This is a genomic window from Rhizobium sp. NXC14 (assembly GCF_002117485.1).
Lineage (GTDB): Bacteria > Pseudomonadota > Alphaproteobacteria > Rhizobiales > Rhizobiaceae > Rhizobium.
The window spans coordinates 2,240,927-2,266,116 of record NZ_CP021030.1; the positions used below are offsets into that span (position 1 = coordinate 2,240,927).

The 25,190-nt window shown below is 61.4% G+C and carries 23 protein-coding genes; 8 read left to right on the forward strand and 15 right to left on the reverse strand.

The window, feature by feature from the left end:
- Positions 1-4 precede the first annotated feature (4 nt).
- Genes NXC14_RS11050 through NXC14_RS11070 form a run of 5 tightly spaced genes read left to right on the forward strand, consistent with a single transcriptional unit; the run spans position 5 to position 5,051 of the window.
- Complete coding sequence (locus NXC14_RS11050) at positions 5-835, forward strand: metallophosphoesterase (RefSeq protein ID WP_085778179.1); 831 nt, start codon at positions 5-7, stop codon at positions 833-835.
- Positions 832-2,013 (forward strand): ABC transporter ATP-binding protein, encoded by a 1,182-nt coding sequence (locus tag NXC14_RS11055; protein WP_085778180.1) that lies wholly within the window; start codon positions 832-834, stop codon positions 2,011-2,013. Before NXC14_RS11050 ends, NXC14_RS11055 begins: the two co-directional genes overlap by 4 nt.
- A complete protein-coding gene (locus NXC14_RS11060) occupies positions 2,006-2,929 on the forward strand; it encodes a sugar ABC transporter permease (protein WP_085778181.1) in 924 nt (307 codons plus the stop codon). The genes NXC14_RS11055 and NXC14_RS11060 overlap by 8 nt, the downstream gene beginning before the upstream one ends.
- Positions 2,926-3,759 carry a carbohydrate ABC transporter permease gene (locus NXC14_RS11065; protein ID WP_085778182.1) on the forward strand — a complete coding sequence of 278 codons (834 nt, stop codon included), beginning with the start codon at positions 2,926-2,928 and terminating at the stop codon, positions 3,757-3,759. Before NXC14_RS11060 ends, NXC14_RS11065 begins: the two co-directional genes overlap by 4 nt.
- Before the next feature lie 26 nt (positions 3,760-3,785).
- The gene (locus NXC14_RS11070; protein WP_085778183.1) at positions 3,786-5,051 is read left to right on the forward strand and encodes an ABC transporter substrate-binding protein; all 1,266 of its coding nucleotides are present in this window, start codon (positions 3,786-3,788) and stop codon (positions 5,049-5,051) included.
- Between the two features lie 69 nt (positions 5,052-5,120).
- Here NXC14_RS11070 and NXC14_RS11075 read toward each other — a convergent pair whose 3' ends face one another.
- Together NXC14_RS11075 and NXC14_RS11080 are read right to left on the reverse strand one after the other, a co-directional pair.
- Positions 5,121-6,089, reverse strand: coding sequence for a substrate-binding domain-containing protein (locus NXC14_RS11075; RefSeq protein ID WP_085778184.1), 969 nt, complete (start codon positions 6,087-6,089; stop codon positions 5,121-5,123).
- Between the two features lie 84 nt (positions 6,090-6,173).
- Positions 6,174-7,352 (reverse strand): MFS transporter, encoded by a 1,179-nt coding sequence (locus NXC14_RS11080; protein ID WP_157131400.1) that lies wholly within the window; start codon positions 7,350-7,352, stop codon positions 6,174-6,176.
- Between the two features lie 139 nt (positions 7,353-7,491).
- On the opposite strand from NXC14_RS11080, the gene NXC14_RS11085 reads away from it, so the two are divergent.
- Positions 7,492-8,991 carry a winged helix-turn-helix domain-containing protein gene (locus NXC14_RS11085; protein ID WP_085778185.1) on the forward strand — a complete coding sequence of 500 codons (1,500 nt, stop codon included), beginning with the start codon at positions 7,492-7,494 and terminating at the stop codon, positions 8,989-8,991.
- Positions 8,992-9,134: 143 nt separating this feature from the next.
- On the forward strand, positions 9,135-9,503 hold the full coding sequence (locus NXC14_RS11090) for a hypothetical protein (protein WP_085778186.1): 369 nt from the start codon (positions 9,135-9,137) through the stop codon (positions 9,501-9,503).
- Between the two features lie 33 nt (positions 9,504-9,536).
- On the opposite strand, the gene NXC14_RS11095 is transcribed toward NXC14_RS11090, so the two are convergent.
- The 8 genes from NXC14_RS11095 to NXC14_RS11130 form a co-directional block, all read right to left on the reverse strand.
- Entirely contained in the window at positions 9,537-9,998 is a 462-nt protein-coding gene (locus tag NXC14_RS11095) for a DUF411 domain-containing protein (RefSeq protein ID WP_085778187.1), read from the reverse strand.
- Positions 9,999-10,054: 56 nt separating this feature from the next.
- Positions 10,055-10,342: a copper-binding protein gene (locus NXC14_RS11100; protein WP_085780067.1), complete on the reverse strand. Its 288-nt coding sequence runs from the start codon at positions 10,340-10,342 to the stop codon at positions 10,055-10,057.
- Between the two features lie 23 nt (positions 10,343-10,365).
- Positions 10,366-10,845, reverse strand: coding sequence for a plastocyanin/azurin family copper-binding protein (locus NXC14_RS11105; RefSeq protein WP_085778188.1), 480 nt, complete (start codon positions 10,843-10,845; stop codon positions 10,366-10,368).
- A gap of 31 nt (positions 10,846-10,876) precedes the next feature.
- On the reverse strand, positions 10,877-12,223 hold the full coding sequence (locus tag NXC14_RS11110; RefSeq protein ID WP_085778189.1) for a copper oxidase: 1,347 nt from the start codon (positions 12,221-12,223) through the stop codon (positions 10,877-10,879).
- 13 nt (positions 12,224-12,236) lie between these two features.
- Positions 12,237-13,700 (reverse strand): TolC family protein, encoded by a 1,464-nt coding sequence (locus tag NXC14_RS11115; RefSeq protein ID WP_085778190.1) that lies wholly within the window; start codon positions 13,698-13,700, stop codon positions 12,237-12,239.
- Positions 13,697-13,924, reverse strand: coding sequence for a hypothetical protein (locus NXC14_RS33345; RefSeq protein WP_085778191.1), 228 nt, complete (start codon positions 13,922-13,924; stop codon positions 13,697-13,699). The genes NXC14_RS11115 and NXC14_RS33345 overlap by 4 nt, the downstream gene beginning before the upstream one ends.
- Before the next feature lie 90 nt (positions 13,925-14,014).
- Complete coding sequence (locus tag NXC14_RS11125; RefSeq protein WP_085780068.1) at positions 14,015-14,410, reverse strand: hypothetical protein; 396 nt, start codon at positions 14,408-14,410, stop codon at positions 14,015-14,017.
- A gap of 101 nt (positions 14,411-14,511) precedes the next feature.
- Positions 14,512-15,015, reverse strand: coding sequence for a cytochrome b/b6 domain-containing protein (locus NXC14_RS11130; protein WP_085778192.1), 504 nt, complete (start codon positions 15,013-15,015; stop codon positions 14,512-14,514).
- A gap of 159 nt (positions 15,016-15,174) precedes the next feature.
- On the opposite strand from NXC14_RS11130, the gene NXC14_RS11135 reads away from it, so the two are divergent.
- Positions 15,175-15,729 (forward strand): cytochrome c, encoded by a 555-nt coding sequence (locus NXC14_RS11135; RefSeq protein WP_085778193.1) that lies wholly within the window; start codon positions 15,175-15,177, stop codon positions 15,727-15,729.
- 12 nt (positions 15,730-15,741) lie between these two features.
- On the opposite strand, the gene NXC14_RS11140 is transcribed toward NXC14_RS11135, so the two are convergent.
- The 5 genes from NXC14_RS11140 to NXC14_RS11160 form a co-directional block, all read right to left on the reverse strand.
- Complete coding sequence (locus tag NXC14_RS11140; RefSeq protein ID WP_085778194.1) at positions 15,742-16,422, reverse strand: peroxiredoxin-like family protein; 681 nt, start codon at positions 16,420-16,422, stop codon at positions 15,742-15,744.
- A 74-nt stretch (positions 16,423-16,496) separates the two neighbouring features.
- On the reverse strand, positions 16,497-19,742 hold the full coding sequence (locus NXC14_RS11145; protein ID WP_085778195.1) for an adenylate/guanylate cyclase domain-containing protein: 3,246 nt from the start codon (positions 19,740-19,742) through the stop codon (positions 16,497-16,499).
- Positions 19,743-19,865: 123 nt separating this feature from the next.
- Positions 19,866-22,004 carry a bifunctional diguanylate cyclase/phosphodiesterase gene (locus NXC14_RS11150; protein ID WP_085778196.1) on the reverse strand — a complete coding sequence of 713 codons (2,139 nt, stop codon included), beginning with the start codon at positions 22,002-22,004 and terminating at the stop codon, positions 19,866-19,868.
- 343 nt (positions 22,005-22,347) lie between these two features.
- Entirely contained in the window at positions 22,348-22,881 is a 534-nt protein-coding gene (locus NXC14_RS11155; RefSeq protein WP_085778197.1) for a GNAT family N-acetyltransferase, read from the reverse strand.
- A gap of 91 nt (positions 22,882-22,972) precedes the next feature.
- On the reverse strand, positions 22,973-25,126 hold the full coding sequence (locus NXC14_RS11160; protein WP_085778198.1) for a mechanosensitive ion channel domain-containing protein: 2,154 nt from the start codon (positions 25,124-25,126) through the stop codon (positions 22,973-22,975).
- Positions 25,127-25,190: the final 64 nt, after the last annotated feature.

A 25,190-nucleotide genomic window follows, 5' to 3' on the forward strand; every position in this document is an offset into this window, starting at 1 on the left:
CCCCATGAAAATCATTCAGATCACCGACACGCATTTCAGCCCCGGCAAGCCGCATTTCAACGGCAATTGGGCACCGCTCTTGAGCTGGATCGAAGAGACCGACGCCGATCTGATCGTCCATACAGGTGACCTCACCGTCGACGGCGCCGACAAGGACGAGGACATCATCTTCTCGATGGATCTCATGCGCCAGGTATCGATCCCGATGCTGATCGTTCCCGGCAATCATGATGTCGGGCACCTCAAGGGTTCGGACCAGCCCGTCAATGCCGAGCGGCTCGCCCGCTGGCGCAGCCTTGCCGGTGACGATCGCTGGCTGGAGGATGCGGCCGGCTGGCGCTTCATCGGATTGAATTCGCTGCTTCTCGGCCATGAAGATGATGAGGAGGAGGCGCAGTTCGAGTGGCTCGAGCGGGCGCTTGCGGATCGCGCCGCGCGGCGCGTGGCACTCTTCGCGCATAAGCCTCTGTTCGTCGATGCGCCCGATGAAGGCGATACCGGCTACTGGAGCGTTCGCCCGGCTCAGCGCCGGCGGCTTTATGATCTGATATCGGCCCATGACGTCGCGCTGTTTGCCAGCGGCCACCTTCACTGGGCCTGGCAGGGTCGTGTCGACAATACCCAGCTGACCTGGGGCCCTTCGGCTGCCTTTATCATCGACAGGATGGAGCGGGAGATGCCGGGCGAGCGCCTGATCGGCGCCGTCGTTCACGAGTTCGATACGTCGGTCGCAAGCGCGATAGTCGCCGTTCCCGGCATGACCGCGCATGTGCTCGACGACGTCGTCCACGAGGTCTATCCCCAGGCGGTCAAGCAGCGGGAACCGGTGGAATGAGCGCGCTCTCGCTTCGCGGCATCACCAAGTCTTTCGCTGGCAACCAGATCCTCAATGGCGTCAGCCTCGATATCGGCGCCGGCGAATTCATCGCGCTGGTGGGGCCCTCCGGCTGCGGCAAGAGCACGCTCCTGCGCGTGCTTGCCGGCCTCGACCACGCCGACCGGGGCGAGATCCTGATCGGCGGGAAAGATATGTCCGGCGTGGCAGCCGCCGACCGCAACATCGCGATGGTTTTTCAATCCTACGCCCTCTATCCGCATCTGACGGCCTCTGAAAACATCGCCGTGCCCCTGGCGATGCGCCGGCTGTCGACGACGCAGCGGCTGCCCCTCATAGGCTCGTTGATGCCGGGCCAGCGCGCCACCTGCGCGGCGATCGCCCGCGACGTCCGGGAAATGGCGACATCACTCAAGATCGAACACTTGCTCGACCGCAAGCCCGGCCAGATGTCCGGCGGACAGCGCCAGCGTGTGGCGCTCGCCCGCGCCATGGTGCGCCGGCCGAGCATTTTCCTGATGGACGAGCCGCTGTCCAATCTCGACGCGAACCTGCGCGTCCATGCCCGTGGCGAGATCGTCGACCTTCATCGCCGCGCCGGTGTGCCGACGCTCTACGTCACCCATGATCAGGCGGAAGCGCTGTCGATGGCGGATCGCGTCGCTGTGATGATGGGCGGCCGGTTGCTGCAGATTGCAAGCCCTGAGGTCATCTACGACGATCCCGCCCATATCGAGGTCGCCCGCTTCATCGGCCAGCCGCGCATCAATCAATTGCCGGCGGAAGCCGAAGACGGTGTAATTTCCTTTGGCGACCTGCGGCTGCCGCTGAAAAACCCGCCTGCCGGCAAGATGCCAGTCACGCTCGCCATTCGCCCCGAGTTCGTCTCTCTCGATCGCAACCGCCAGGACGGGCTTGCCGCCCGGATCGAGCGCGTCGAGTTCCTGGGATCGGAGGTCATCCTCTATTGCCGCCTCGATGCGATCGGCGAGACCGTAATTGCCAAGGTTCAGCCGCCAGAAGCCGCAGGCCTCGCCGCCGGTGATCCGGTCGGGCTGCGGCTCGACACAGGCCGGATCATGGCCTTCGCCGAGGATGGTAGACGGCTGGCTGCTCGCGCCGGGGCCGGCAATGGGCTCGCCGCAGGCGATATCGCGCGGGAGAGGGCGCATGGCTAGCGTCGTTTCCGTGGGCGTAGTTGGCGATCCCGCCGTTGCGAATCGGCGCAGCGAGGCCCGCATCGCCTGGATGCTGGTGCTGCCGGCGATCGTTCTCCTTTTGCTCTTCGTGCTTTTGCCGGTCGCGGCTGTCATCCTCCTCGGCTTTACCGATTTCGAACTCGGTTACGGTAAGTTCCGCTTCGTCGGCTTCGAGAATTACGCGCATCTGATCACCGACCGTACTTTCCGCAAGTCGCTGTGGAATACGACGGTCTACACGGCGATCGTCGCGCCCGTCTCAATCCTTCTCGGCCTCGGTATCGCCATGCTGATCGAGAGCGAAACGGCGGCGCGCAGCTTCTTTCGCACCGCTTATTTCCTGCCGGTCGCCTCACTGATCGTCGCTATGGCAACTGTCTGGCAATATATGTTTCATCCGACGATCGGACCCATCAACGCACTTCTTGCATTGACGGGATTGCCCGGTCCGAACTGGCTGGGCAGCTCCGGCACGGTACTTTACAGCCTCTCGATCATCGGCGTCTGGCAGTCGGCCGGCTTCAACATGGTGCTGTTCCTGGCCGGGCTCACCGCAATCCCGCGCGAGCTTTATGCGGCAGCCGAAGTGGATGGCGCCAGATCCGCCCTCGATCGCTTTCTGCTCGTCACCTGGCCGATGCTCGGACCGACGACGCTCTTTGTCATCACGATCAGCATCACCAACGCTGTGAAGGTCTTCGAGACGGTCAAGACGCTGACGGAAGGCGGCCCGAACAAGGCGTCGGAGGTGCTGCTCTTTACGATCTACCAGGAAGGTTTCGTCTACCTGCGCGTCGGCTACGCCTCGGCGATGACCGTCGTCTTTCTCCTGATTCTCGTGGTGCTGATGTTCCTGCAGTACCGCATCCTCGATCGCCGGGTGCATTACACATGACGGGCGCTTTTTCCCTCGGCCGCATCATTCGCCTGACGCTGCTTTCCCTGGGCGCAATTATCTTCCTTTCGCCCTACGTCTTCATGATTTCGGCGGCAGGCAAGGCGCAGAGCGATATTTTCACCTCGTCGCTGTCGCTGATTCCGGCGCATCTCACCTATGCGGAGAACTTCGCCAAGGCGCTGAGCCGGGTGCCGATGGCGCAGCTTCTGTGGAACGGCGTCGTCGTCTGTGGGCTGATCTTCTTCTTCCAGGTGCTGGTGGCGATCCCTTGCGCCTATGCCATGGCGAAGCTGCGCTTCGCCGCCGCCCGGGCCATGATGGCGCTGGTCATGCTCGGTCTGCTGGTGCCGATCCATGCGACTGCCTTGCCACTCTATGTCGCCTTCAACCGCGCCTCGCTGCTCAACGGCTACGCCGCCCTCGTTGCGCCCTTCACCATCTCGGTCTTCGCGATCTTCATGTTCCTGCAGATCTTCCGCGCCATGCCGGATGATCTCATCCATGCCGCGCGTCTCGACGGAATGTCGGAACTTGGCATCGTTTGCCGCGTCATCGTGCCGAATGCCTGGCCGGCCGTTACTGCCTTCGCCATCTTCTCGGTCGTCGCGCATTGGAACGATCTCTACTGGCCGCTGGTCGTCATCAGCAAGCAGGACTACGCCACGCCGCCACTCGGGCTGATGTATTTCCGCGCCGCCGAGGCCGGCGACGATTACGGCGCGCTGATGGCCGCGACCCTCATCATTACCCTTCCCCTCGTTGCCGCCTTCCTGCTTGCGCAGAAGCGTTTCGTCGAGGGTATCACCATGACCGGTCTCAAAGGCTGACCGGCTTCAACCCAGGAGAACGAGCGATGAAACATATCACCCAGCTTCTCGCCGCAGCGGCCGTATCCTTGGCAATCGCGCTGCCCGCGCATGCCGAGACGACACTGACGGTTCATTACCCGATGCCGGGCTTCTTCAAAGACGTGATGGACACGATCTCGAAGAAGTTCATGGCTGAGAACCCCGACATCAAGATCCAGTTCGCCAGCCCCTCGGCGACCTACGAGGAAGGCATCCAGACGATCCTTCGCCAGGCCGGCACCAGTGAAATGCCCGACATCACCTTCATCGGCCTGAACCGCCTGCGCATGCTCGACGAGCGCGACGTCGCCGTCGATCTCGGTCCGCTCGTCCAGAAGGACGGCAACATGGCCGAGCAGGGCTTCTCCGACACGATTCTCAAACTCGCCCAGGTCAAGGGCAAGCAGGTCGGTCTCGCTTTCGCAACTTCCAACCCGATCATGTATTACAACGCCGATCTGGTGAAGGCGGCCGGCGGCAATCCCGACAATCCGCCGAAGACTTGGGATGAAGTCATCGCGCTCGGTGGCAAGATCAAGGCGCTCGGCAACGGCGTCGACGGCATCGATTTCCGCTGGCAGGGCGACGACTGGATGTTTTCTGCACTGCTCTTCGGCGCCGGCGGCAAGATGCTGAGCGAGGACGAAAGCAAGGTTGCCTTCAACGGTCCGGAAGGCCAGAAGGCCGTCGAGGTCCTGCATCGTCTGGTCACGGAAGGAGGCATGCCCGTCTTCACCAAGCCCGCCGGCGAGCAGGCTTTCGCTGCCGGCAAGGTCGGTTTCGAATTCCAGACGACGGGCGCACTGCGCAACACCATCAAGAATGTCGGCGGCAAATTCGATCTGCGCACCGCCAAGATCCCGCTGATCGATCCGGTTAACGGCCGCCTTCCCACAGGCGGCAACGCTGTCGTCATCCTGACGCATGACGCTGCCGAGCAGGATGCCGCCTGGAAGTTCGCCAAATTCGCCGCCGGTCCTTACGGCGCTTCCGTCGTCGTGCCCGGCACCGGTTATGTCCCGAACAACGAGCTCGCCGCCAAGTCGCCCGAATATCTCGGCGATTTCTACAAGCAGAACCCGCTGTTCCAGGCAGGTCTCAGCCAGATGCCGGTCATGATCCCCTGGTATGCCTTCCCCGGCTCGAACGGCGTCAAGGTCACGCAGACGATCGTCGATAACCTCTCGCGCATCGTCGACCAGTCGGCCGATCCGAAGGAAGCGCTTGACGACGCGGCCGCCGATGTCGAAGGCATGCTGCCGCGCAGCTGATCGGCTTCCCCACCCAGGGTAGGGGCCGCCACGCCAAGTGCGTAGCGGCCTCTTGTTTTTCCTGGCATTTCAGATGGCGCGCACCGTGCCGCCGCGGCGCAGCGTATAAGTGACGTCGAGATGGCGGGCAGGGGCGGCGTTCTCCGCCATGTCAAGAAGCAGCGAGGCGGCTGTCGCACCCATGCTGGCATCCGGCATTTCGATGGTCGTCAGCGGCGGATCGATCAGCCGGCCGATGGCGATGCCGTCGAAGCCCGCGACCGAGACATCTTCCGGCACCGAGAGCCCCTCGCGTTTCAGCGCGCCGATAACGCCGAGGGCAAGGAGATCATTGGACGCGATGATCGCCGTCGGCGAAAGCGAATTCATCGCCGTGCTGAGATCGAGCTGGTCGTAGCCGCCGACGAAGGAGATCTGGATCGCATCATGCGGCGTCAGGCCGTTCTCGGCCATGGCGTCGAGATAGCCCTGAAAGCGAAGGCGGGCGCGGTCGGAGGCGGCGAAATTGCCGGAGAGAAACAATATGTGCCGATGTCCCATGCCTATCAGGAAGGCCGTGATCTCGCGGCCGGCACTGCGATTGTCGGCGGTGACGGCCGCCGGAAACCGCGCCGTCGGCAGGTTGTTGAGAAGCACGGTCGGTGGCAGCCCGGCAAGCAGCGCCTCGCTCGTCGACGGATCGCAGACGGTGAGGATCAGCCCGGTCGGCCGGTCGTTCAGAAGTGCGGCGACGGCATCGGCCTCGCGCGCCGGATCGTAATTCGACTGTGCGATCAACACGCCGTGGCCGGCGACCAGCATGCGGTTCTGGATGCTTGACAGCGACGAGGCGAAGACCGGATTGGTGATGCTTGGAATTAAAACGCCGACCACCGGCCTGCGTCCGAGCCGGCCGGCGAAGTGATAGCCGAGTTCCGCGGCAGCCCGGCGCACCTTGTGCACCATCAGATCGCTGGCTGGCCCGTTGCGGTTGAGAACTCTGCTCGCGGTCGCCAGCGAACATCCTGCCCGGAACGCGACCTGCTGCAATGTCGCCATCGAAAGCACCTCGCATCAATCCAATTCATTGCGGGGCGCTTTAAAGGGTTTCGATGACATTGGTCTGACACTTCACTGCAGCGATCAGGGAGGGGCGCTGCCGCGCCGTTTCTCTTCCCATACGAGCAATGCCAGCACACCGCTGAGCAGACCGAGCGATAGTGGCAGACCCTGATGCCCGATCAGCTGCATTGCCAATCCGGCCGCGGGCGAGCCCGCCATGCCGCCAATGCCCCATGCGAAGGCGAAGGCCGCATTGCCGGCGACCACGGTCTGGCCGGTGAAACGCTCGCCGAGCTCGATCAATCCCGCGGTGTAGAGCCCGAAGGAGACGCCGCCCCAGACGAAAACCAGAGGCCAGATGAGCCAGGTGTTGAAGATGAACGTCAGCGGCAGGCAGCCGATGAGGCAAGTCAGGGCGCAGAATAATATCGTGCGCGTTGCGCCGAACCGCTCGGCCGCCCGCCCGAGCAGAATCTGCAGCACGGCATTGCCGGCGACGAAACAAGTGATGAGCGAAGCGATGCGCCCCTCGGTGCTGCCGAGTGACGCTCCGTAGACGGCGAACAGCGAAAGCAGGATCTGCTCGAAAGCGGCGGCCGTGAAAACCGCAAAGAGCAGCAGCGGCGCCAGCGCGAAGAAGCCGCCGACCGACGTTGCCTTGCCGTCATCGGGCATGTTGGGCAGGCGTGGGGCAACGGCAAGCACGATCAGGCCGCAGGCTAGGAAGGCCATGGTGCCGATCATGAAGGGCGGCCAGCCTTCCGTGCCGGCGAGGCCGAGGGATAGTGGGCCCACGCCGAAACCAGCCGAAACGATCGATGAATAGAGGCCGAGGATTCGGCCGCGGCGCGGTGCCGGCGTGATCGTGATCAGCCAGGTTTCGCTGATCACGTAGAGCGGATTGGCAAAGAAGCCGAGCAGGAAACGCAGCGGCATCCAGGCCCAAACCTGCTGGGTCCAGGCAATCGCCACCAAGGTAAGGGCAGCCAGGATCGAACAGAGGATGGCCAGCCGCGCCCCGCCTACGCCTCGCGAAAGCGCCGGAATGAGGGGCGCCGATATGATGAAACCCAGTGGCGTCATCGCTGCCGAGAGGCCGATCAGGCCTGATGTTATTCCCTGTCGCTCCAGGATGAAACTCAGCAGCGGGTAGGTCAGTCCTTGCGCAACGGCAAACACCGTCACCGTCGCGATAATGCCGGCCATCGCAGTCCATGGAATCCGATCCCCGCTCTCTGATGTCGTGCTTGCGGCGGTCATGCAGATCTCCTCCTCGGTCAATGGTGGGGCGAGCCCATGAGTTGAAAGAGGATGGAATTCTGCGGGATAGGAGGAGCGGCGTAATTAAGCCTCGCCAAAACGTTCTCAAAAACTACCAAACGGACTATAGATCCGCTTTATGCAGGGTTCGCGCTTTGCCTTTGGTCCATTCGTGCTTGATCCGGATGCGGGAACGCTTCTTCGGAACGATAATCCCATTGCCATCAGCCACCGCGGGCTGAAGCTGCTTGCGGCGCTCGTCGGGCGACCAGGTGAAATCCTTGCCAAGACCGAACTGATGGACGCCGCCTGGCCAGGCATGGCGGTCGAGGAAGGCAACCTTACCGTACAGATCGCGCAGCTGCGCAAGCTGCTCGGCCCGTCCACCGGCGGCGGCGAATGGATTGCAACGGTTCCGCGCGTTGGCTATCGCTTTACGGGAGCCGTGCATCGACTGAGCGGCATGAAGCGAAAAACCTTGCTGCTGCCGGATAAACCGTCGATCGCTGTGCTGCCCTTCCTCAATATCGGCAACGATCAGGAATTCTTCGCGGACGGGCTGACGGAGGACCTGATCACCGATCTCTCCAGGATGCCCGGGCTGTTCGTCATCGCCCGCAACTCCGTCTTCGCCTACAAGGGCAAGGCGCTCGACGTGCAGAGGATTGCCGAGGAGCTCGGTGTGCGCTACCTGCTCGAGGGCAGCGCAAGGCGTGCCGCTGGGTGCGTGCGCGTCAACGCCAAGCTGATTGACGCGGTCAGCGGCGATCATCTCTGGGCGGAACGTTTCGACCGCAGCTTGGACGATATCTTTGCGGTTCAGGACGAGGTGACGGCCAGGATCGTCGAAGCGCTGCTCGGCCGGCTGCGCGCGCCGCCGCCGCGAAATCGGCCGAAAAACCTCGAGGCCTATGATCTCTGCGTGCGGGGGCGCAAGCTGATGGACGATGCCCCGCAGGCGGCGGAGGAAGCGCATCTCATGCTGACGCGCGCAATCTCCCTCGACCCCGACTATGCTGAGGCCTATCGCTGGCTTGCCGTGAACCACTGGATGGGATGGGTTCATAGCGGCGGACCGACGGAATCGACCCGCGGCATCGCTCTGCAACTGGCGCGCAAGGCGGTCGCGATCGACCCCAATGATGCCGGCTGCCGGTGGGTCCTCGCCTATCTGCTTGCCTATGAACGCAATTTCGCCGAGGCGGATGCGCAATTCGCCAAGGCAATCGAACTCGATCCGAACGAAGCAGATACCTTTGCCGCATTATCCGACATCACGGTCCTCGCCGGGCGGATTGAGGAAGGCCTCGAGCATGTTCGCAAGGCGTTCCGGCTGAATCCCTTTCCGGCGGGCTGGTATTATCTGGCGCTCGGCCAGGCGCAATATGCAGCCGGGCAATATGAGGCCGCTGTCGAGACGCTGCGCCACGACGAAACCTATCGCACAAGCTCCCTTCGTTTCCTGGCGGCAAGTCTGGCACAGCTCGGCCGGCTCGACGAGGCGCGGGCGGAGACCGCACTCTTCCTCGTCGCCAACCCGGATTTTTCGACAGCTCACTGGGCGATGACGGAGCCCTTCCGCGATCCCGCGACGCTTGAGCATTTCGTCGACGGATTCCGCAAGGCCGGACTTCCCTGACGCAATGCTTGCAAGAGACTTCGACCGTGCGCTCGGCAGATCGAGTTCGACGCACGAGCCATGCCAATCGGATAGGCCGCAATTGGTCGCCGAGCCTCCAAGCATATGATAGGATCGTGACGCATTCTCCGTGGGAGGGGTAAATGCGCCGATTCCTTCTGTCCTCGATTCTCATCGCACAGTCCGCATCGATGTCGGCGGCTTCCGAGCTTGCGGTCTTCCATACAACTTCGTTCGGCGGCAGCCGGTCGGTCAGCCTCAGTCTGGCGGAGGGCGCGGTCTCCCACGATTCTGCCTTTGATTTCGATGTCGTCATCACCCTGTCGGAATTCGACGGTGCTGGGGCCGTGCTCTATCGCGACGGGGGACAGCACAAGGCGAGCGTGCGCTGCGTTTCGCCCGCCACGGTGCGGATCAATTCCGCCGACTATGGGGTCGACGTTTCGGCGCGGCCGGGCGCCGACTGGAAACACGATCTGTGGGCGGCGCTGTGCAACGCTCCAGTCTCCTGATCGGGCAGTCCGCTGCCAAGTTGGTCGAAGGTCTCAGCCTTTTTGGGGACGGACCTCCATGAGCACGTAAGGCGCGCCGGACCCCGTGGGGATCGCGTAGACGTCGTAGGAGGCCTGCGGATCGTCGCCCATTCCCAACGAGCCGGGCGGCATCCCCGGCACGGCGAGCCCTCGGAGCGGCGGCCATTCCCGCAGCAACCGCTGCAGGGCCTCCAGTGGCACGTGTCCCTCGATATAGTATTCATCAACGACGGCGGTGTGGCAGCCCTGTAGGTCGGCAGGCACGCCCAGCCGCGCCTTGACCGAGGCAAGGTCGTCGGTGTCGTGGGCATCGACGGAAAATCCCGCAGCGGCCATCGCTTTCGACCATTCATGACAGCAACCGCAATTCGGATCCTTGTAGACTGTCATCTTCGCCGGCGCGGCGGCGAGAACCGATCCGCCAGGAAACGCCAGCGCGGACGCCGCCATGGCGATGAAGCTTCTTCTGTACATCGGTCTCCACTCCTCGATGCCCTGCCGCCCGGACGGGTCCGGGCGGCAGGAGCCGGCTATTTTACGTCGGTAACGGTGAGCTTGCCATTCACGCGTTCGGCAACGAACTCGATGTTCGAGCCTGCCTTCAGCTTTTCCAGCAGAGCCGGGTCTTCGACGCGGAACACCATCGTCATCGCCGGCATGTCGAGGTTTTTCAGGTCCTCGTGCTTGATGGTGACCTTCTGCGCTTTTGGGTCCACCTTATTGACGACGCCCTTGGTGAATTCCTGGGCGAAGGCGCCGAACGCGGCGCTGACGGAGATGAGGGCGGCGACGCCCATCTTGATCATTGCGGATTTCATGTTCATGGCTCCTTTATCGAGGGTTACTTGCCGGCGACGCTGACGTCGCCGTGCATGCCGGCTTCATAGTGGCCGGGGATCAGGCAGGCGAACTTGAACTCGCCATCGGTCGTGAACTTCCAGACGATCTCGCCGGATTGACCGGCGGGAAGGCGGATCGAATTGGCGTCCGCATGTTCCATTTCCGGGAACTTCTCCATTACCTTCTTATGCTCCAGGATCTTGTCTTCCTGATCGAGCACGAATTCGTGGTCGACGGTTCCGGCGTTCTTGATCTCGATCTTGACCGTCTGCCCCTTACGGACGTTGAAGACCGCCGGCGTGAACAACATTTTCCCGTCGTCGGTTTCCTTCATTGTGATGCGGATCGTCTGCGTCGCTTTAGCCTTGTCGCCAGGCTCTCCGACCGCCATTTTCTCGCCGTGACCACCGGCATGGTTGCCCGAGGCGAAGGCGGAAGTTGCGAGCGCCGCGAGTGCCAGCGCCAATACATAATTCTTCATGCGTAGATCCTTTTGATGTGGATATTGAGCCTCAGCCATTCGTCGGCTTTGGCGTGATTTGTGTTTTTGCGTCTTTGGCCTTTGTCGCGTCCGGTAGTTCGCCCGTCCACTCCCAGGCCTGTGTCCGGGGCGGGTTCTCGTACCAGCCCGGATCGGAGTAATCGTCCGCCGAGATGCCCTCGCGGACCTTCACGACCGAGAACATGCCGCCCATCTCGATCGGGCCATAGGGTCCCCAGCCGGTCATCATGGGAATGGTGTTCTCGGGAATGGGCATTTCCATTTCGCCCATGTCGGCCATGCCCTTGGTGCCCATGGGCATGTAATCCGGTTGAAGTTTGCGGATCTTTTCGGCGAGCTTCGACTTATCCGTACCGATGAACGTGGGGATGTCGTGACCCATCGCGTTCATCGTGTGATGCGACTTGTGGCAATGGATCGCCCAGTCGCCGAGATACTTGGCGTCGAACTCGTAGGCGCGCATGGCGCCGACCGGCACCTCAACGCTCACCTCCGGCCACCGCGCTTCAGGTCGCAACCAGCCGCCATCGGTGCATGTCACCTCGAAGTCATAGCCATGCATATGTATCGGATGGTTCGTCATCGTTAGGTTACCGACCCGCACCCGCACCCTGTCGTTCCTTGAAACGACGAGCGGACTGATGTCCGGAAACACGCGGCTGTTCCAGCACCACATATTGAAATCGGTCATTTCCATGACACGCGGCACATAGGAGCCGGGATCGATGTCGTAGGCGTTGAGCAGGAAGACGAAGTCGCGGTCGACCCGCATGAATGTCGGGTCCTTGGGATGGACGACGAAGAAGCCCATCATGCCCATCGCCATCTGCACCATCTCGTCGGAGTGCGGGTGGTACATGAAAGTGCCTGATTTCACGAGGTCGAACTCGTAGACATAGGTCTTGCCGACCGGGATGTGCGGCTGCGTCAGCCCGCCGACGCCATCCATGCCCGACGGCAGGATCATGCCGTGCCAGTGGATTGTCGTGTGCTCCGGCAGCTTGTTGGTGACGAAGATGCGCACCCGGTCGCCTTCGACCGCCTCGATCGTCGGACCCGGCGACTGGCCGTTGTAGCCCCAGAGATAGGCGGTCATGCCGTCCGCCATCTCGCGCTCGACCGGTTCGGCGACGAGGTGGAACTCCTTGACGCCGTTGTTCATCCGGTGGGGCAGGGTCCAGCCGTTGAGGGTGACGACCGGCTGATAGTCCGGGCCGGAAGTTGGGTGCAGAGGCGGCTGCATGTCCGCCGATTCCATTGTCGGGGCGTCGGGCAGCCCCATCGCCGAGGTTTTCGTCCATGTGCCCGCCGCCAGCAGCGCTGCGCTCGCACCGAACAATTGTCGTCTGTTGAACATGGTGGTTCCTTTCTCAATGGCCGTCGCCGCTGCTGCCCGAGGCAGCGGCGACTTCGGTCTCTGCCGACGCGCTGGTCGCGCTGCCGCCGTAGATCGCAGGCGCGAGGTTGGCTTCCGCGAGCCAGAAATCGCGCTTGGCGTTGACGGAGAGCAGAATGGAGTTGATCTTGTCGCGCGTGTCGGTGAGCAGCTCGAAGGTGTTGGTGATCATGCCGTTGTAGGTCAGCAGGGATTCTTCCTCGACCTTGGTGCGCAACGGCACGACATTGTTGCGGTAGTGCCGCGCGATGTCGTAGTTCGAGCGGTACGCCTCGTATGCGGAGCGTGCTTCCGAACGGACGTTGACGGCCTTCTCCGCGAGCTGGTTTGCCGCGCGCATATAGGCCAGCTCGGCCTTGCGCATCCGCGCCTTGCCGGCGTCGAAGATCGGGATCGCGAACTCCAGCTCGACTTGGCCGGTGGTTCTGGTGGTCTTCTCCTCGTCCTCGATTTCCCGTTCCGTTTCGAAACCCGTCAGGATTTCGAGATCGGTTACATACCGCGTCGCTTCGGTGAGCCCGTACGATCTTGCGGTTGCCTCCAGCTCGAGCTTCGCGACCTGAAGATCGATGCGGTTCCTCAGAGCCTCGGCCTCGATCGTATCGCGTCTGACGACGGCCTTAGGCAGCGGCGGCAGGCTGTTCGGAATCCGGTAGCCCAGGTCGGCCCCCCAGAGACCCATCAGCCGTGTGAGTTCCTCCTTGGTAAGGCGAGCTGCGAGGCGCGCCTTTGCAGTCTCCCCGGCGAGCTCGGCGACGAACACATGTTCACGCGCTTGGGCGCCCTTGGTCATCGCACCGGTCTCGCCAAGTTTCTCCGCAAGTTCGGAGGCGGCGTCCGCCGTCGCCTGGGCGCGCTGCAGCTGCCCGACATTCTCCCAGGCGGCCACCGCCCCGATCCAGGCGCGCCGCGTCTCGGCGGCGACCTGTAGCGTTTTTTCGGCAGCGGTCAGTTGCGCTTGGCGGAAGCGGGTGTCGGCGATCGCAACGTCACGATTCCTCGTCGCAAGCGCCAGGATGTTCGTCGTGATCACCCCCTCGATGGTCTTGAAGGCCTCCAATCCCGGCGTGCCGATGCCTGTCGCGCCGATCGAGACTATCGGGTTGACGAACATCGTCGACTGCCAGGCATCGGCCGCACTGTCGCCGAGATCGGCGTAGGCAGCCTGAAGGCCCTTGTTGTTGAGCAGGGCGATTTGAACCGCCGTCTCGATATCGAGGGTTTTCCGTCGCGCGAGCAGATTTTTGACCTCCGCAGCGACAGAGCGCGCCTGATTCTGGTTCTGGATCCAAACCGTTTGCTTTCTCGTCGCTATCGCGGTCTTGTCGGCAACAGAAGCGAACCCTGCTTGTTTGCTGGAATATTCGGCGCCCGTGACGCAACCGCTCAGCACCAACGGAAACGCCAGCACGGACGTCAATTTTCGGAGGCCGATCATGAGGCGTCTCCTTTCGCGGGAGACTGCAGATCGTTTTGTCTACGCCACGGCTTGGCATCAACGGGCTGCCTGGCGACAAAGCCCGAGACCGGTGACCGATATGCGGCCGGGTGCGGCGACGGCTGTTCGACCGTGGCGGAAGACGCCACCACGTCGGGAGGAAGTGTGGATGTGCAGCCGCCGACGACAAGCGGCAGCCCCACCACAAAAAGCGAGGGTTTCATTATGAAATTTCCGAATGAGAGATAGCTACGGGCGCTCGCCCGGAGTCAGGCGGCGACCGAATGGACCCGATCGAGCGGGCGCGTCTCTATTCAGATATTCGGAGGGCGGTGGAGCGGCGGCTGTTCGCCGAAGGTCGTGCGGTCGTCCACGAACTGCCGGATCGAGGTTACGACTGGCCCACCGACGTCGGGGCTTTCACAAATGATGCCGAGCCCGCCGCAGAAATCCTTGCAGCATTCCTGCTTGACGAGCTTCGCACCTCCATCGTCATCGGGCATGTCGATGCGCGAATGGTCGTGATGGCCCGCCTCCGCCACGTCGTGGCCTTCATGGGACTGCATCATCTCTGCGGCGGCCACTTGCGGTTCGGGGAACGGTGAGCCATGCATCGCCGCGCTGGCGTTCGCCAACGAGTACCCCGCCAGTGATACGACGATCACCAGCCGCATCATCACGAGCAACGTGCTCACTGTGATTCGGTACATCTTGCCCATTCCCGAAGAGCTACAGGTAATGCAGCCCGTTTTCAATCGCGGACCTAGCAATTGCCGACATTCGAGTCGTTAATATGACGCATCCTGGCCACTTAGACGTTTTTTGCCGGCCGCTTCCGGTGCGGCAGCAGCATCCGGTCGACCGTCTCGTCACGGGCGACCAGTGTGTGCCAGGCCGCTGCGGCAAGATGCAACGCCACCATCGCCAGGATGATCTTCGACCCCAGAACGTGGTACGGTGCGATTCCAAACCAAAAGTAGCTGGCGACGGCGCCCATGCATGCCTGGCCGATGATTGCGGCGTAGAAGGCGTGATGAAGCGCCGTGGCGATCCATCCGGTCCGTGTGCCGGGCGCGGTAGGCGAGGGCGGTTGAAATATGCGAAGTGCGAGCCGCACACCCATCAGCAGGCCGATTGCGATCCCCGCGTAGTTATGGAGCTGATGCTGGACGACATCCCACGCGGATGGCGTCATCCCCATGTGGACTGCATGATGAATTCTCTCGATGCTGCCGCCAGTCAGATACTGCACCGGCACCATGAAGGCGACCAGCCAGTGAAGCCCTATCTGAGCGAGCGAATAGCCACTTTTCATTGATCCACTCCAATCGAAGCCGCAGATTATTCGGCAGCGGTTAACGCTTCCGCATCGGCCCATTGCCGAGAACCTCGGGGAGGGTGTCCGCCCTGTTGTTGCCCAGATGAGAAGGGATATGCGTAGAGGCGGCATCACGTCGGTTTGGGAAGCAGCTCTATGAGACGGACCTTTTTCATGGCGACTTTTGGACTGCTCCCTGGCGTGGGAGCCGCTCTCTTGACGACAGTCCCGTCGCCGGCCGCCGAGGATGTCGTGGCGCTTCGACAGGCGGACATGAAGGCCATGGCCGCGGCGGCAAAGACAATTTCCGGCATGTTCAAGGATCCGGCAAGCTATAAGGCAGCCGAGTTCCGATGGGCAGCAGACACCATCCGCGACAGATCCGGCGTCGTTCTTTCCGAACACTTCGCATCCGAGATGGCCAGCCCACAATCAAAGGCCATGCCGAACATTCTTGATGAGCGCGAGCGATTCGACCGCATTGCAAACGACCTGCGCGACTATGCCGTCGCGCTCGACGTCGCCGCGCAGAATAATCCGGGACCGATGCCCGCCGGCATGCGCATGAAGCCTGGGGAGGCCATGGGTGGCGGCCCCCTCGGCACTCACGTTCGAAGCGAGCAGGAGCTGTCGGCAATGCCGGCGGAACACGCCTTTCACCTCATGCTGCAGACCTGCACGACCTGCCACACCCGCTTCAGAGCGCAATAAGCACAACAGGTGTCAAACAGCCATATTTGAAGCCGCCGACATTACATCGCGGGGGGCGGGACCGCCGAACAAGTTGCGGCCACCTTCCTCGACTTCCGTGAAACACCACCGCACGACGCCATCCCGATCGAGCAGGAATTCGCCGACAAGCTGGCCATGGCCAGTGGCGATCATCCGAGTGTCGTCCTCGGTGAATTCATAACCGTCGGCCTTGTCGAGATATTCCATCGCCGCCATCACATCCATGGGCTCTGGCAGCTCGCCCGGCATGTCGACCTGCATTGACGACATTGTGCTCATGCTGACCTTGTACGGCCATTCGTTCTCGGATTCGGTGAACTCGATATTCGGCAAGCCGAAAGCTCTGTGCGATACCCGTTCGGGGTCGGAGGCCGCGAGCAAATTGGGAAGCGGGTGGTAGCGGAAATAGAGGCGCGCTCGCTCGATCGGAGTATTGACGACCGTGAGGCTATCGATGCCTTTTTCCTGTAGCGCATCGGTGAGTTCGGCCATGGCGGCGATCTGTCGGCGGCAGAAGGGGCAGTGCAGGCCGCGAAACAAACCGACGAGCACCGGCTTCTGACCGCGAAAATCATCGATGGCGATCTTGCCATGGCGGGTGATCGCATCCAGCACCACGTTGGGCGCGCGATCTCCAGGCTGTAATGGTTTATCGGCGTGGTTCTCCTGCATTGTTAGTTCCTCCCTTTATGTCTCTGAATCGCTTTGGCGAATTGATGCAGAGCGACGAGTGAGATGCGAAGCCTTCAGTCGAGAAACGGCAAGACGACGAATGTGCCGGGGTCAAGCTTGTGGCGGATGCACACATCCTGCGCCAGCGCGAAATACCGTTCCGCTTCATCCATGTCGTCGTGTTCAAGGCTCAGTGTCGCCAAGCCATCATAACACGGAAAGAGCAGTTGCGGCTCGTCAATTTCCTTCGCAACCTCAAGGGCTTCCTCGTAATACTTACGAGCTAGGTTCGGCTGCCCATGGCATTGGTGTATCTGCCCGAGTACGATCAGCGGTACGGACAGATGGTCGCGCTGATCGAGCGCCCGGTCGATTTCGACCGCCTTCTCCGCCGCCGGCACGCCCTCGGCTCCACAGCGATCGGTGAAGGTGCAGCAGGAGACCGCGAGATTGGCGAGAAGACGCGCCTGGAAGCCGAGATCGCCGATGCGGGTGGCGACCTCCAATCCGCGTCGGCAGATCCTGATGGCGTTGGCCGGATCGACGATCGTGTAGAGAACGCCGAGGTTGGAATAGGCGCGGCAGGCGGCGCTTTGCAGATCGGCCTTTTCGGCGACCGAGAGGCTGCGCTCCACTTCCTGCACGGCATCACGGCGGCGTCCGAGACGCGCGAGTGCTGCACCTTTGGTGTTCAGCGCCTCTGCCATCGCCCGCGCTGCCTCCCGTCCGGCCTCGGTCGTTCCATCGATCGGCAGTGTTTGCAAGCATTGCAGCGCCTGTGTCGCCCATTCGGCAGCAGCAGCCTGGTCGCCGGTGCGGAAGGCGAGGTGGCCGCGTTCTTGCAGGAGATGGGCATGTTCGACCGGCGCATCGATCGGCGCGATCATCGTTTCGGCTTCGGCACAATGGGCCTCCGCCTGATCGCGGCGTCCCGCATCGAGATGCAGGCGGCTGATCTTGCGCAAGATCCTCGCAGCGGCGATCCGATCATCTTTCGCGCGATGAATGGCGAGTGCTCGCTGATAATGGTTCAGGGCGGCCTCACGCCGGCCGGCAGGACCGCAGAGATCGCCAAGGCGCTCCAACAGTGCCAATTGCTCCGGCGGCGCCTCCTGTTCGTCGGCAAAGGCAGCAAGAGCCTGTCGGTAAAGACGCATGGCATCGTCATTGGCGTATATCTTGCGCGCCATATCGCCGGCCGCCATGAGATAGCTGGCCCCCCTGGCCTTTTCGGTGGTCAGGCTGAAATGATGGCCGAGCTGCGCCAGATGCTCTGCTCGGTCCGGCGCCACGCCATATTGGCGTTCCAGCGCCCGGCCGATCCGTCGGTGAAGCTCCATGCGGCGTTGCAGCAGCAGATTGTGGTAGATGACGTCGTGCATCAAGGTCTGGCTGAAGCGATAGCCCGGCGCTATCTCGGCATCCGGTCCACGCAATTCCTCGATGATATTGGCATCGCAGAGATAATCCAGCGCTGCATCGATGCCGGCCGGATCGGTCGCGACGGTGCGGAGTAGGGCGGTATCGAACTTCGGGCCGACGACGGCAGCCTCCTGCGCCAGACGTCTGATCTCCTGCGGTAACCTGTCGACGCGGGCAAGCAACAGGGCTTGCAGATTGACCGGTATATCGACATCCGCGTCTTCGGCTGCGACATGCCAGCGCTGACCGTCATTGTGCAGCGCGCCCATGTCGATCAGGCCGCGCAGGATTTCTTCGATAAACAGTGGATTGCCGCCGGCGCGCTCGAGGATGCGCTTGCGCATTGGCGCCGGCAACTTGCCGTGACCCTCGCCAAAAAAGGCGGCAAGCAGTTTCTGCCCATCGGCAGCGAAGAGGGGGCCGAGACGCTGAACAGTGACGCTGACGCGATCGGAGTTCAGCGGATCCGTCTGCGACGTCGGCCGGTAAATCGCAAGCAGCATCAGTCGGCTGCGCTCCAGCCGGTCCATCATGAAACGCAGCACTTCCAGTGAGGCGGCATCCGCCCAGTGGAGATCCTCGATCACAAGCAGGAGAGGGCCTTGTGCCAGCCGCCGCTCGAAGATGGTTCGGACCGCATAGAAGATCTGGCGACGCAATTGTTCCGGTTCGATGTGCCGGAGCGCGCCATCGGGATCGCCGAGGCCGAGAACATGGAAAAAGAGCGGCAAAAGCGCCGCGACGTCGTCAGGCCCGAGATCGAGGGCACGGAATCCCGTTGTCAGCAGTTGCCGTGTCCTGTCGGGATCGTCCCGCTCGCCGATTCCATAGGCGCTCCGCACGACCGCGGCGAGCGTGCCGTACGATTGTTCGCCGAGGGGAGAGCAGGTGGCTCTGCGGATAGCAAGCCCAGGAAAACGGTCCGTGTTGCCGGCGATCCCGACGAATTCGCTGGCCAGACGCGATTTGCCGATGCCCGCTTCGCCGATCAGGCGGACAAGCTGCGCGGCGCCGCCACAGGCAAGATCGAGGCAGGTCAACAGGCGCGACAATTCCGCGTCCCGTCCGACCATCGGCGCCTGAAGGCCGAAACTTTCGAGCCCGCGTGCCGTATGCGGCGCTTCCAGCAGTCCGGTCAGCCGATGCACGAGGACGTTTCCAACCTTACCGCGCAGGGTTTGCGCGCCGAGGCTGTCAAAGGCAAAGGCGTGGCGGGTGAGACGGTAGGTCAGCGGACCAACGAGAATATCGTTTTCGCCGGCCATGGATTGCAGCCGTTGTGCGGTGTTCACCGTGTCGCCGGTCACGGAATAGGATTTTGTACTGGCGGCGCCGAAGCCGCCAGTGACCACAGGGCCGCTATTGATGCCGATATGCAAGCGCAGCGGCACGCCCGCACGCGACTGCCAGCGCTTGCCGACCGCAGCGGCCCGATCGATCATATCAAGTGCGGCGCCAAGCGCCCGCACCGGATCGTCCTCATGGGCGACCGGCGCCCCGAACAGCGCCAGCAGTGCATCGCCGACAAATTTGTCGACGAAGCCGCCATAGGCTTCCACCGCCCGGGTCATCTCTTCGAACAATTCGTTCTGCAGCACCCGCATGATTTCGGGGTCGATCTGCTCGCTCAACGTCGTGAAGCCGCAGAGATCGGCAAAGAGCACCGTCACCGGCCGACGGTCGGCATCGCCATCGGATTCAGCCGGTGCCGTCTCGATGGCCGGCTTCGCGGCCGGCTGGGCTTTGCCTGAGATTGACGCGCCGCATCTCGGGCAAAAGGCAAAATCAGGCTGACATGGATAACCGCAGGCCGCGCAGGAGAGGGGTTGCCTTGCGCCGCATCGCGGACAGAAAGCAAAACCGCTCTGAATGTCGAAACCGCAGCCGGCGCATTCCATCGCAGGCATCTCACGAAACCCTATATGCGACAGCGACATCGGCCGCTGCCGGCGGGCTTCTCAATGGGGATAAGAATGAACCTGCTTACGAAGACCCGCAAGCACAAACAGCCGACGGCCAACCTAGCGGCCTGCCTTTGCGGTTCCTCTATGCGGCTGATGGCAAAATTCGATCAGCTGCTCCGAGGTCATTGGCCGCGCCAGAGCGTAACCTTGCAGCAGATGGCAGCCGAGATCTTTCAGGATCTTCGCGTGCTCCATTGTCTCCACGCCTTCGGCAACGATGTCGATGTTCTGTGATCGGCCGATTTCGATGATTGAGGAGACCAGACGGCGTTGAGAAGGAGAGGCGAGGATCGGCTTGACAATCTCTCGATCGATCTTGAGCCTTCGGGGTTCAAATCGAAGCAAGCTGACGATACTGGCATGTTCTGTGCCGAAATCGTCGATTTCTATTTCTATGCCGAGCGCCTTGATGGCTGAAATCACCTCATTGAGAGCAGGCTGAAGCTCATCGAAGGAGATTGTTTCAAGCAGCTCGAAACACAGGCGGCCCCTCACTGCGGGAAGGGCCGAAAGCTCGGCAAGCAGATTTGCCTGCGCCAGTCGGTGCGCGGAGATATTGACCGAAACCCGGGGGATTTGCAGTCCCAAGCCGTCCCATCTCGTCAGCTCGAAGAGTGCCTTTTGCAGGATCAGTCTATCCATGTCGCCGCTACGCCCGAGCCTTTCCGCAGCATCAAGAAACTCGGTGGGGCCGAGCAGACCTCTTCGCGGATGATCCCAGCGGGCGAGGGCTTCGACGCCTGCGACCGCCAATGTGGTTGCGTCGAACTGCGGCTGGAAGAACGCGACGAACTCGTCGCGTTCGAGCGCTTGGTTGAATTCATCCGCCAGTTCTTTCGAATGGACTGCGGCGCTTCGAAGCTCTTCGGTGAAGATAGCCGCGCGACCGCGACCCGCCTTCTTCGCCTCGTAGAGCGCCAGATCGGCATTCAGGAGCAACTGGCCGAGGTCCTGTCGAGAAGGTTCAGCCTCCCAGGCGACGCCGACGCTTGCTCCGACCACATAGGCTGCTCCATCGATAAAAATGTTGCGCTGAAGCGCGTCGACAATCTGCTTGGCCAATTCGGTTGCTTTAGGCTCAGGATTGGCGCTCCAGCTGGCGAAAATGAACTCGTCTCCACCGATGCGAGCCGCGACGTCGTTCGGACCGGCCAAATCGGCGAGCCGCAAAGCCGTGGCCTGGAGGACGATGTCACCGCCGGCATGGCCCTTCGTGTCGTTGATCTCTTTAAACCGGTCAAGGTCGATATGGATGAGGATCAGGCAATCGTGCGGAGCCGGCCGCGGCGGCTGCGAGATCATCTGGTCGACGAACCGTCGATTGGGAAGTCCCGTCAGCGCGTCGTGCAGTGACAGGTATTCCAGGCGTTGCCGCGCGCGAACGAGCTTCTTCTTGTGCAGGCGAAGTTTTTCGATGGTTCTTTGGCGCGATCTGGTCAGAAAGCCGACCCAGACGATGGGGGCAACGACACAGAAGGCCAACAAACTTGCATAGAACTCGAAGGCGCCGATCCCGTTATTTTGGCCCCATCCATGCTTCGGACGCGCGGCGAGGGTCCATCGGCCGTAGGTCATATCCACGTTTGCGACGACCGGCTTTCTTTGAATGATCCCGGAAAGCAGCCCCCAAAAGACCTGGCTATTTCCGTCGGTGGTATAGACAGGGCACCTGACCACAAAAGCCATTCCGCCTTGGACAAGCTCCACCGGGCCGGTCAAGACGATGTTGTGGGTGTTGCGCGCCAGCATCGCGGCAGCCCGTTGCTTCTCGTTCTTCCGGTAGTCGAGCCCGATGGCTCTTTCATTTCCTTTTTCCGGATAGACCCAGCTGACCACCATGTCAGGCGCCGCGGCGAAGCTTCGCAATTGTGAATCAGGCTGCAGGATCCGTGCTGCAAGTTTGGAAAATCCGTTCTGACCCATTGCCGGATCGACGGAGATAGCCGCCGCCAGCCCTTGTAACAGTTTCACATTGCTATTCAGATTCGTCTGCAGCCGAGATGATATCGTGGCAAGCTCACCGGCGACAATCGAACGTTCATCGGCGAGAGCGCGCTCCAGCCGCCAATTCGTTGCCACCCAGACGACGATAGCTGCAATAATGGCCGCAAACACCGCTGGCGCGAAGGCGCTCACATGGCCGGTTAGGCAGCCCGCGCGGCTGCGCGCTATCTCTGGGTTTTTTCGAAACTTCATCAGCTCGCCGGTGTGGTGGTAAGAGCGTATCCTTGCACAGTTTCTTTAAGGCAACGCTAAACCGACCAATACGGTTCGAATATCGTCAGTCCGGATGCACGGATGCCTAGATTTTTGCAGGGCCACACCGCGCATCGCTGTCAGTCCCATCCGCAATCTCCCAGCTCATCAAAACCCGGGGAGAGTGACACTCTTGTTTTGCAGAAACAGGACACTTTAACTTTGCGGCCACAAAACGGTCGCATAAGGTAGATTATGGAACAGGAGAGCGGTTTTCCGACTGTTGCTTTTGGCCCCGAACCGTCTCTCGGCAATGGTCAGCGGGATTTATCGCCGAACGAGATTATCGGACAAAAGGCAGACATGCCTGGTTCGATCGGTCGAATGAAAGTAGCAGACTTTCCACTCCGCCCTCGATGACGTCTCGATACGGCAGAAACCCTGCGGACAGCGAACCCCGAATAGCTATTTGGTTCTCTTTAGCGTGACAAATGAAACATTTGCAGTCGTGGGGAAAAAGTGAAGGAACCACGTTCAGCACATATGAGCGAAGCATAGTTTTCCCCAAGCCCCTCCCTATGAACTGCTCATCACCGATAAATAAGTCGACCGCTACGCCGTCGTGCTCGCCCATCTCAGACGCGAAGTCGGGATAGTCGCGAAGCAAATAGCACTGCAATGTTCCGAAAGGCTCACCATTATAACAAGCTATATGGCAATGGGTAGGATGGCTTGGGCTCAGGCGCTCAGAATACTTCCTCTGGACTTCCTCGATCGTTATCGGCGTCTTCTGGTAGTGAGCACGCATATGAGGTTTATTTAGCCACTCACACAATATCGGAAAATCTGCTTCTGTCAGTGACCTGAAATCAATCATCTGGCTGTACCTTTAGATCGATTGCCCGACAAGTTCGACTCGCACATCGCCCACGGGCATTCCAAACAAGGGGTGGAAGCCTTGCGGTTTGCTAATCCTCAATCGGCAAGACTGGTTTTGTTGGTCTCTGGAGCTCCGACGCGGCGGCTGATGACGCTGCATCGGCCGTTCCGCCGGAGACATGCACCGTCGGTGTTGCAAACTGAATGCCCTTTTCGGCGAAGGTCTTCTTCAGCATGGCAAGCGCCTTTCTGCGGACGCCAAATTGTTCGCCCGGTTTGGCCATGAATTTCAGCCTGATCTGCACGCCATAATCCGCCATCTGCTCGATGCCCTGCATTTTCAAGGGCTCGATGATATTGGGCCCCAGCTCGGCATCGTCCAGAAGCTCGACGCCAATGCGCTTGATGGTCTTGCGGACCTCCTCGAGGTCGCTGTCATAGTTCAGCGTAAGCGTGATGATGTCGATGACCCAGTCGCGGCTCAGATTTTGCACCGCGCCAAGTTCGCCGAATGGAACGATGGTGACAGGACCGCGGTGGTGTCGCAAGCGGATCGATCGCAGTGAAAATCCTTCGACCGTACCCTTGTATTTTGCCGCCTGTATATATTCTCCGATGCGAAAGGCATCGTCGAACAGATAAAAGACCCCGGAGATAATGTCCTTGACTAGCGTTTGCGCACCGAAGCCGACGGCGATGCCGACGACACCAGCGCCAGCAAGCAGCGGCCCGATCTGAATGCCGACAGAATCCAGAATCATAAGGAAACCGACGGCGCCGATCGCGAGGAACAGCACATTGCGAAGAATGGGAAGAAGCGTATTCAACCGCTGACGACGGCGCGCCTCCGGCCCCTCCTGATGGCCTGCATTCACGTTCCGCGACGCCACTTCCATCTGCGTGTCGATCAGAGTGCTGACGAGCTTCCAGATGACGTCGGTCACCAGCAAGACGATCACGATCCGGATTCCCGCCCGGATCAGACGTGTGGTCACCGTCTCGGCTGCGGCAAGATCACCGAGATTGACATCCCACGCGCGGGCAATGAGCAGCGCGGCAACCACGATAAGACCGTTGCGCAACGTCTGCATGATAACGACCGACCATCCCAAGACGGTCGGATCGTCCACTGAACGCTCATCCTGCGAATTGATGATGATGCGCCGAGTGATATCGCGCGCTACCGATACCGTCAGCGGCAGAAGCGCAATGACGATCACCGTCCAGAATGCAGCACGCAGTCCCGACACCCATAACAGCCATGAGAGAATAATGCTTGCGCTGAAGCCGACGCTGATCAGCCGGTTCACCGGCGGCCCGTCGGAACGGAACTGCCGCAGCCAAATCATCGCGATCAGCGCGATCGAGACGACCGCGAGCCATGCGGCGGTAAAAAGATCGACCAATATGGCCGGAGCCCCGATCGTTCGTATCACTTCGATGGTGGCCCAGCCGGTTGCCAACAGAGCCACCGTTGCAAGGAGCCAGTAGTACCAGAACCACGCAAGCGACGTCACAAGGGTCACAAGCCGCATATGCGGCAGGCGGGCGCCCGGAGCGATCACGATGCGGCCCACCAGCACGCCGAGGCGCACCATGAGCGCAGCTGACAGCAGAATGAGCGCAACGTCGCGAAACACAGCGGGCCATGGAAACAGGATAAAGGCGCCGAGGCTTCCGATGAGGTAGCCGATCAATGCGAGAAGCCCCATCGACAGCCGCGCGGCGTGCAGTTTGATCCGCTGCCGGACCGTGTCGGCAGATGCGGTCAGTATAAAATGAAGAAGCCCTCGCCCCGACCACCAGGCGATGCGCTGCGCCAGAAAACCGCCTGCTACGAAGAGTGTGACCGCCAGGATAAGACTGACAGGGTCGATACGATTGTCTGTCTGGAAGAGCCGGATCGCCGCCTGGATCTGTCCCGGAAGGGTTGGAACTGCGTTGACGAGCGAGAGCAAGCGCTGGCGCAAATCCTGCAGCGACGTCGCGATCGACGGCGGTGCTGGCGCTGGTGAGACGGCGACTGGCCGCGTGGGCTCCTGATTGCCGGGAACGATCCGATCGACCAGAGCGCGACCGGAAACGTCATTCGGCAATTCGATGATGACACGGATCGGCGCCGAGGATTCGGATGACTCAGCCGAGGAAGCAGGATTGACGCCGATTGGCAGCAGTGTGGAAAACAGGATCGTCAGGACTGTGAATATTTTCCGCAAGGAATGGCGGTCGTCATTGCTGCGCATGTGATCGTGGTCCCCGGGACGGTGCCGCTTGTGCTGTAGAGGATTGGCACTTTGTGAAGCGTCA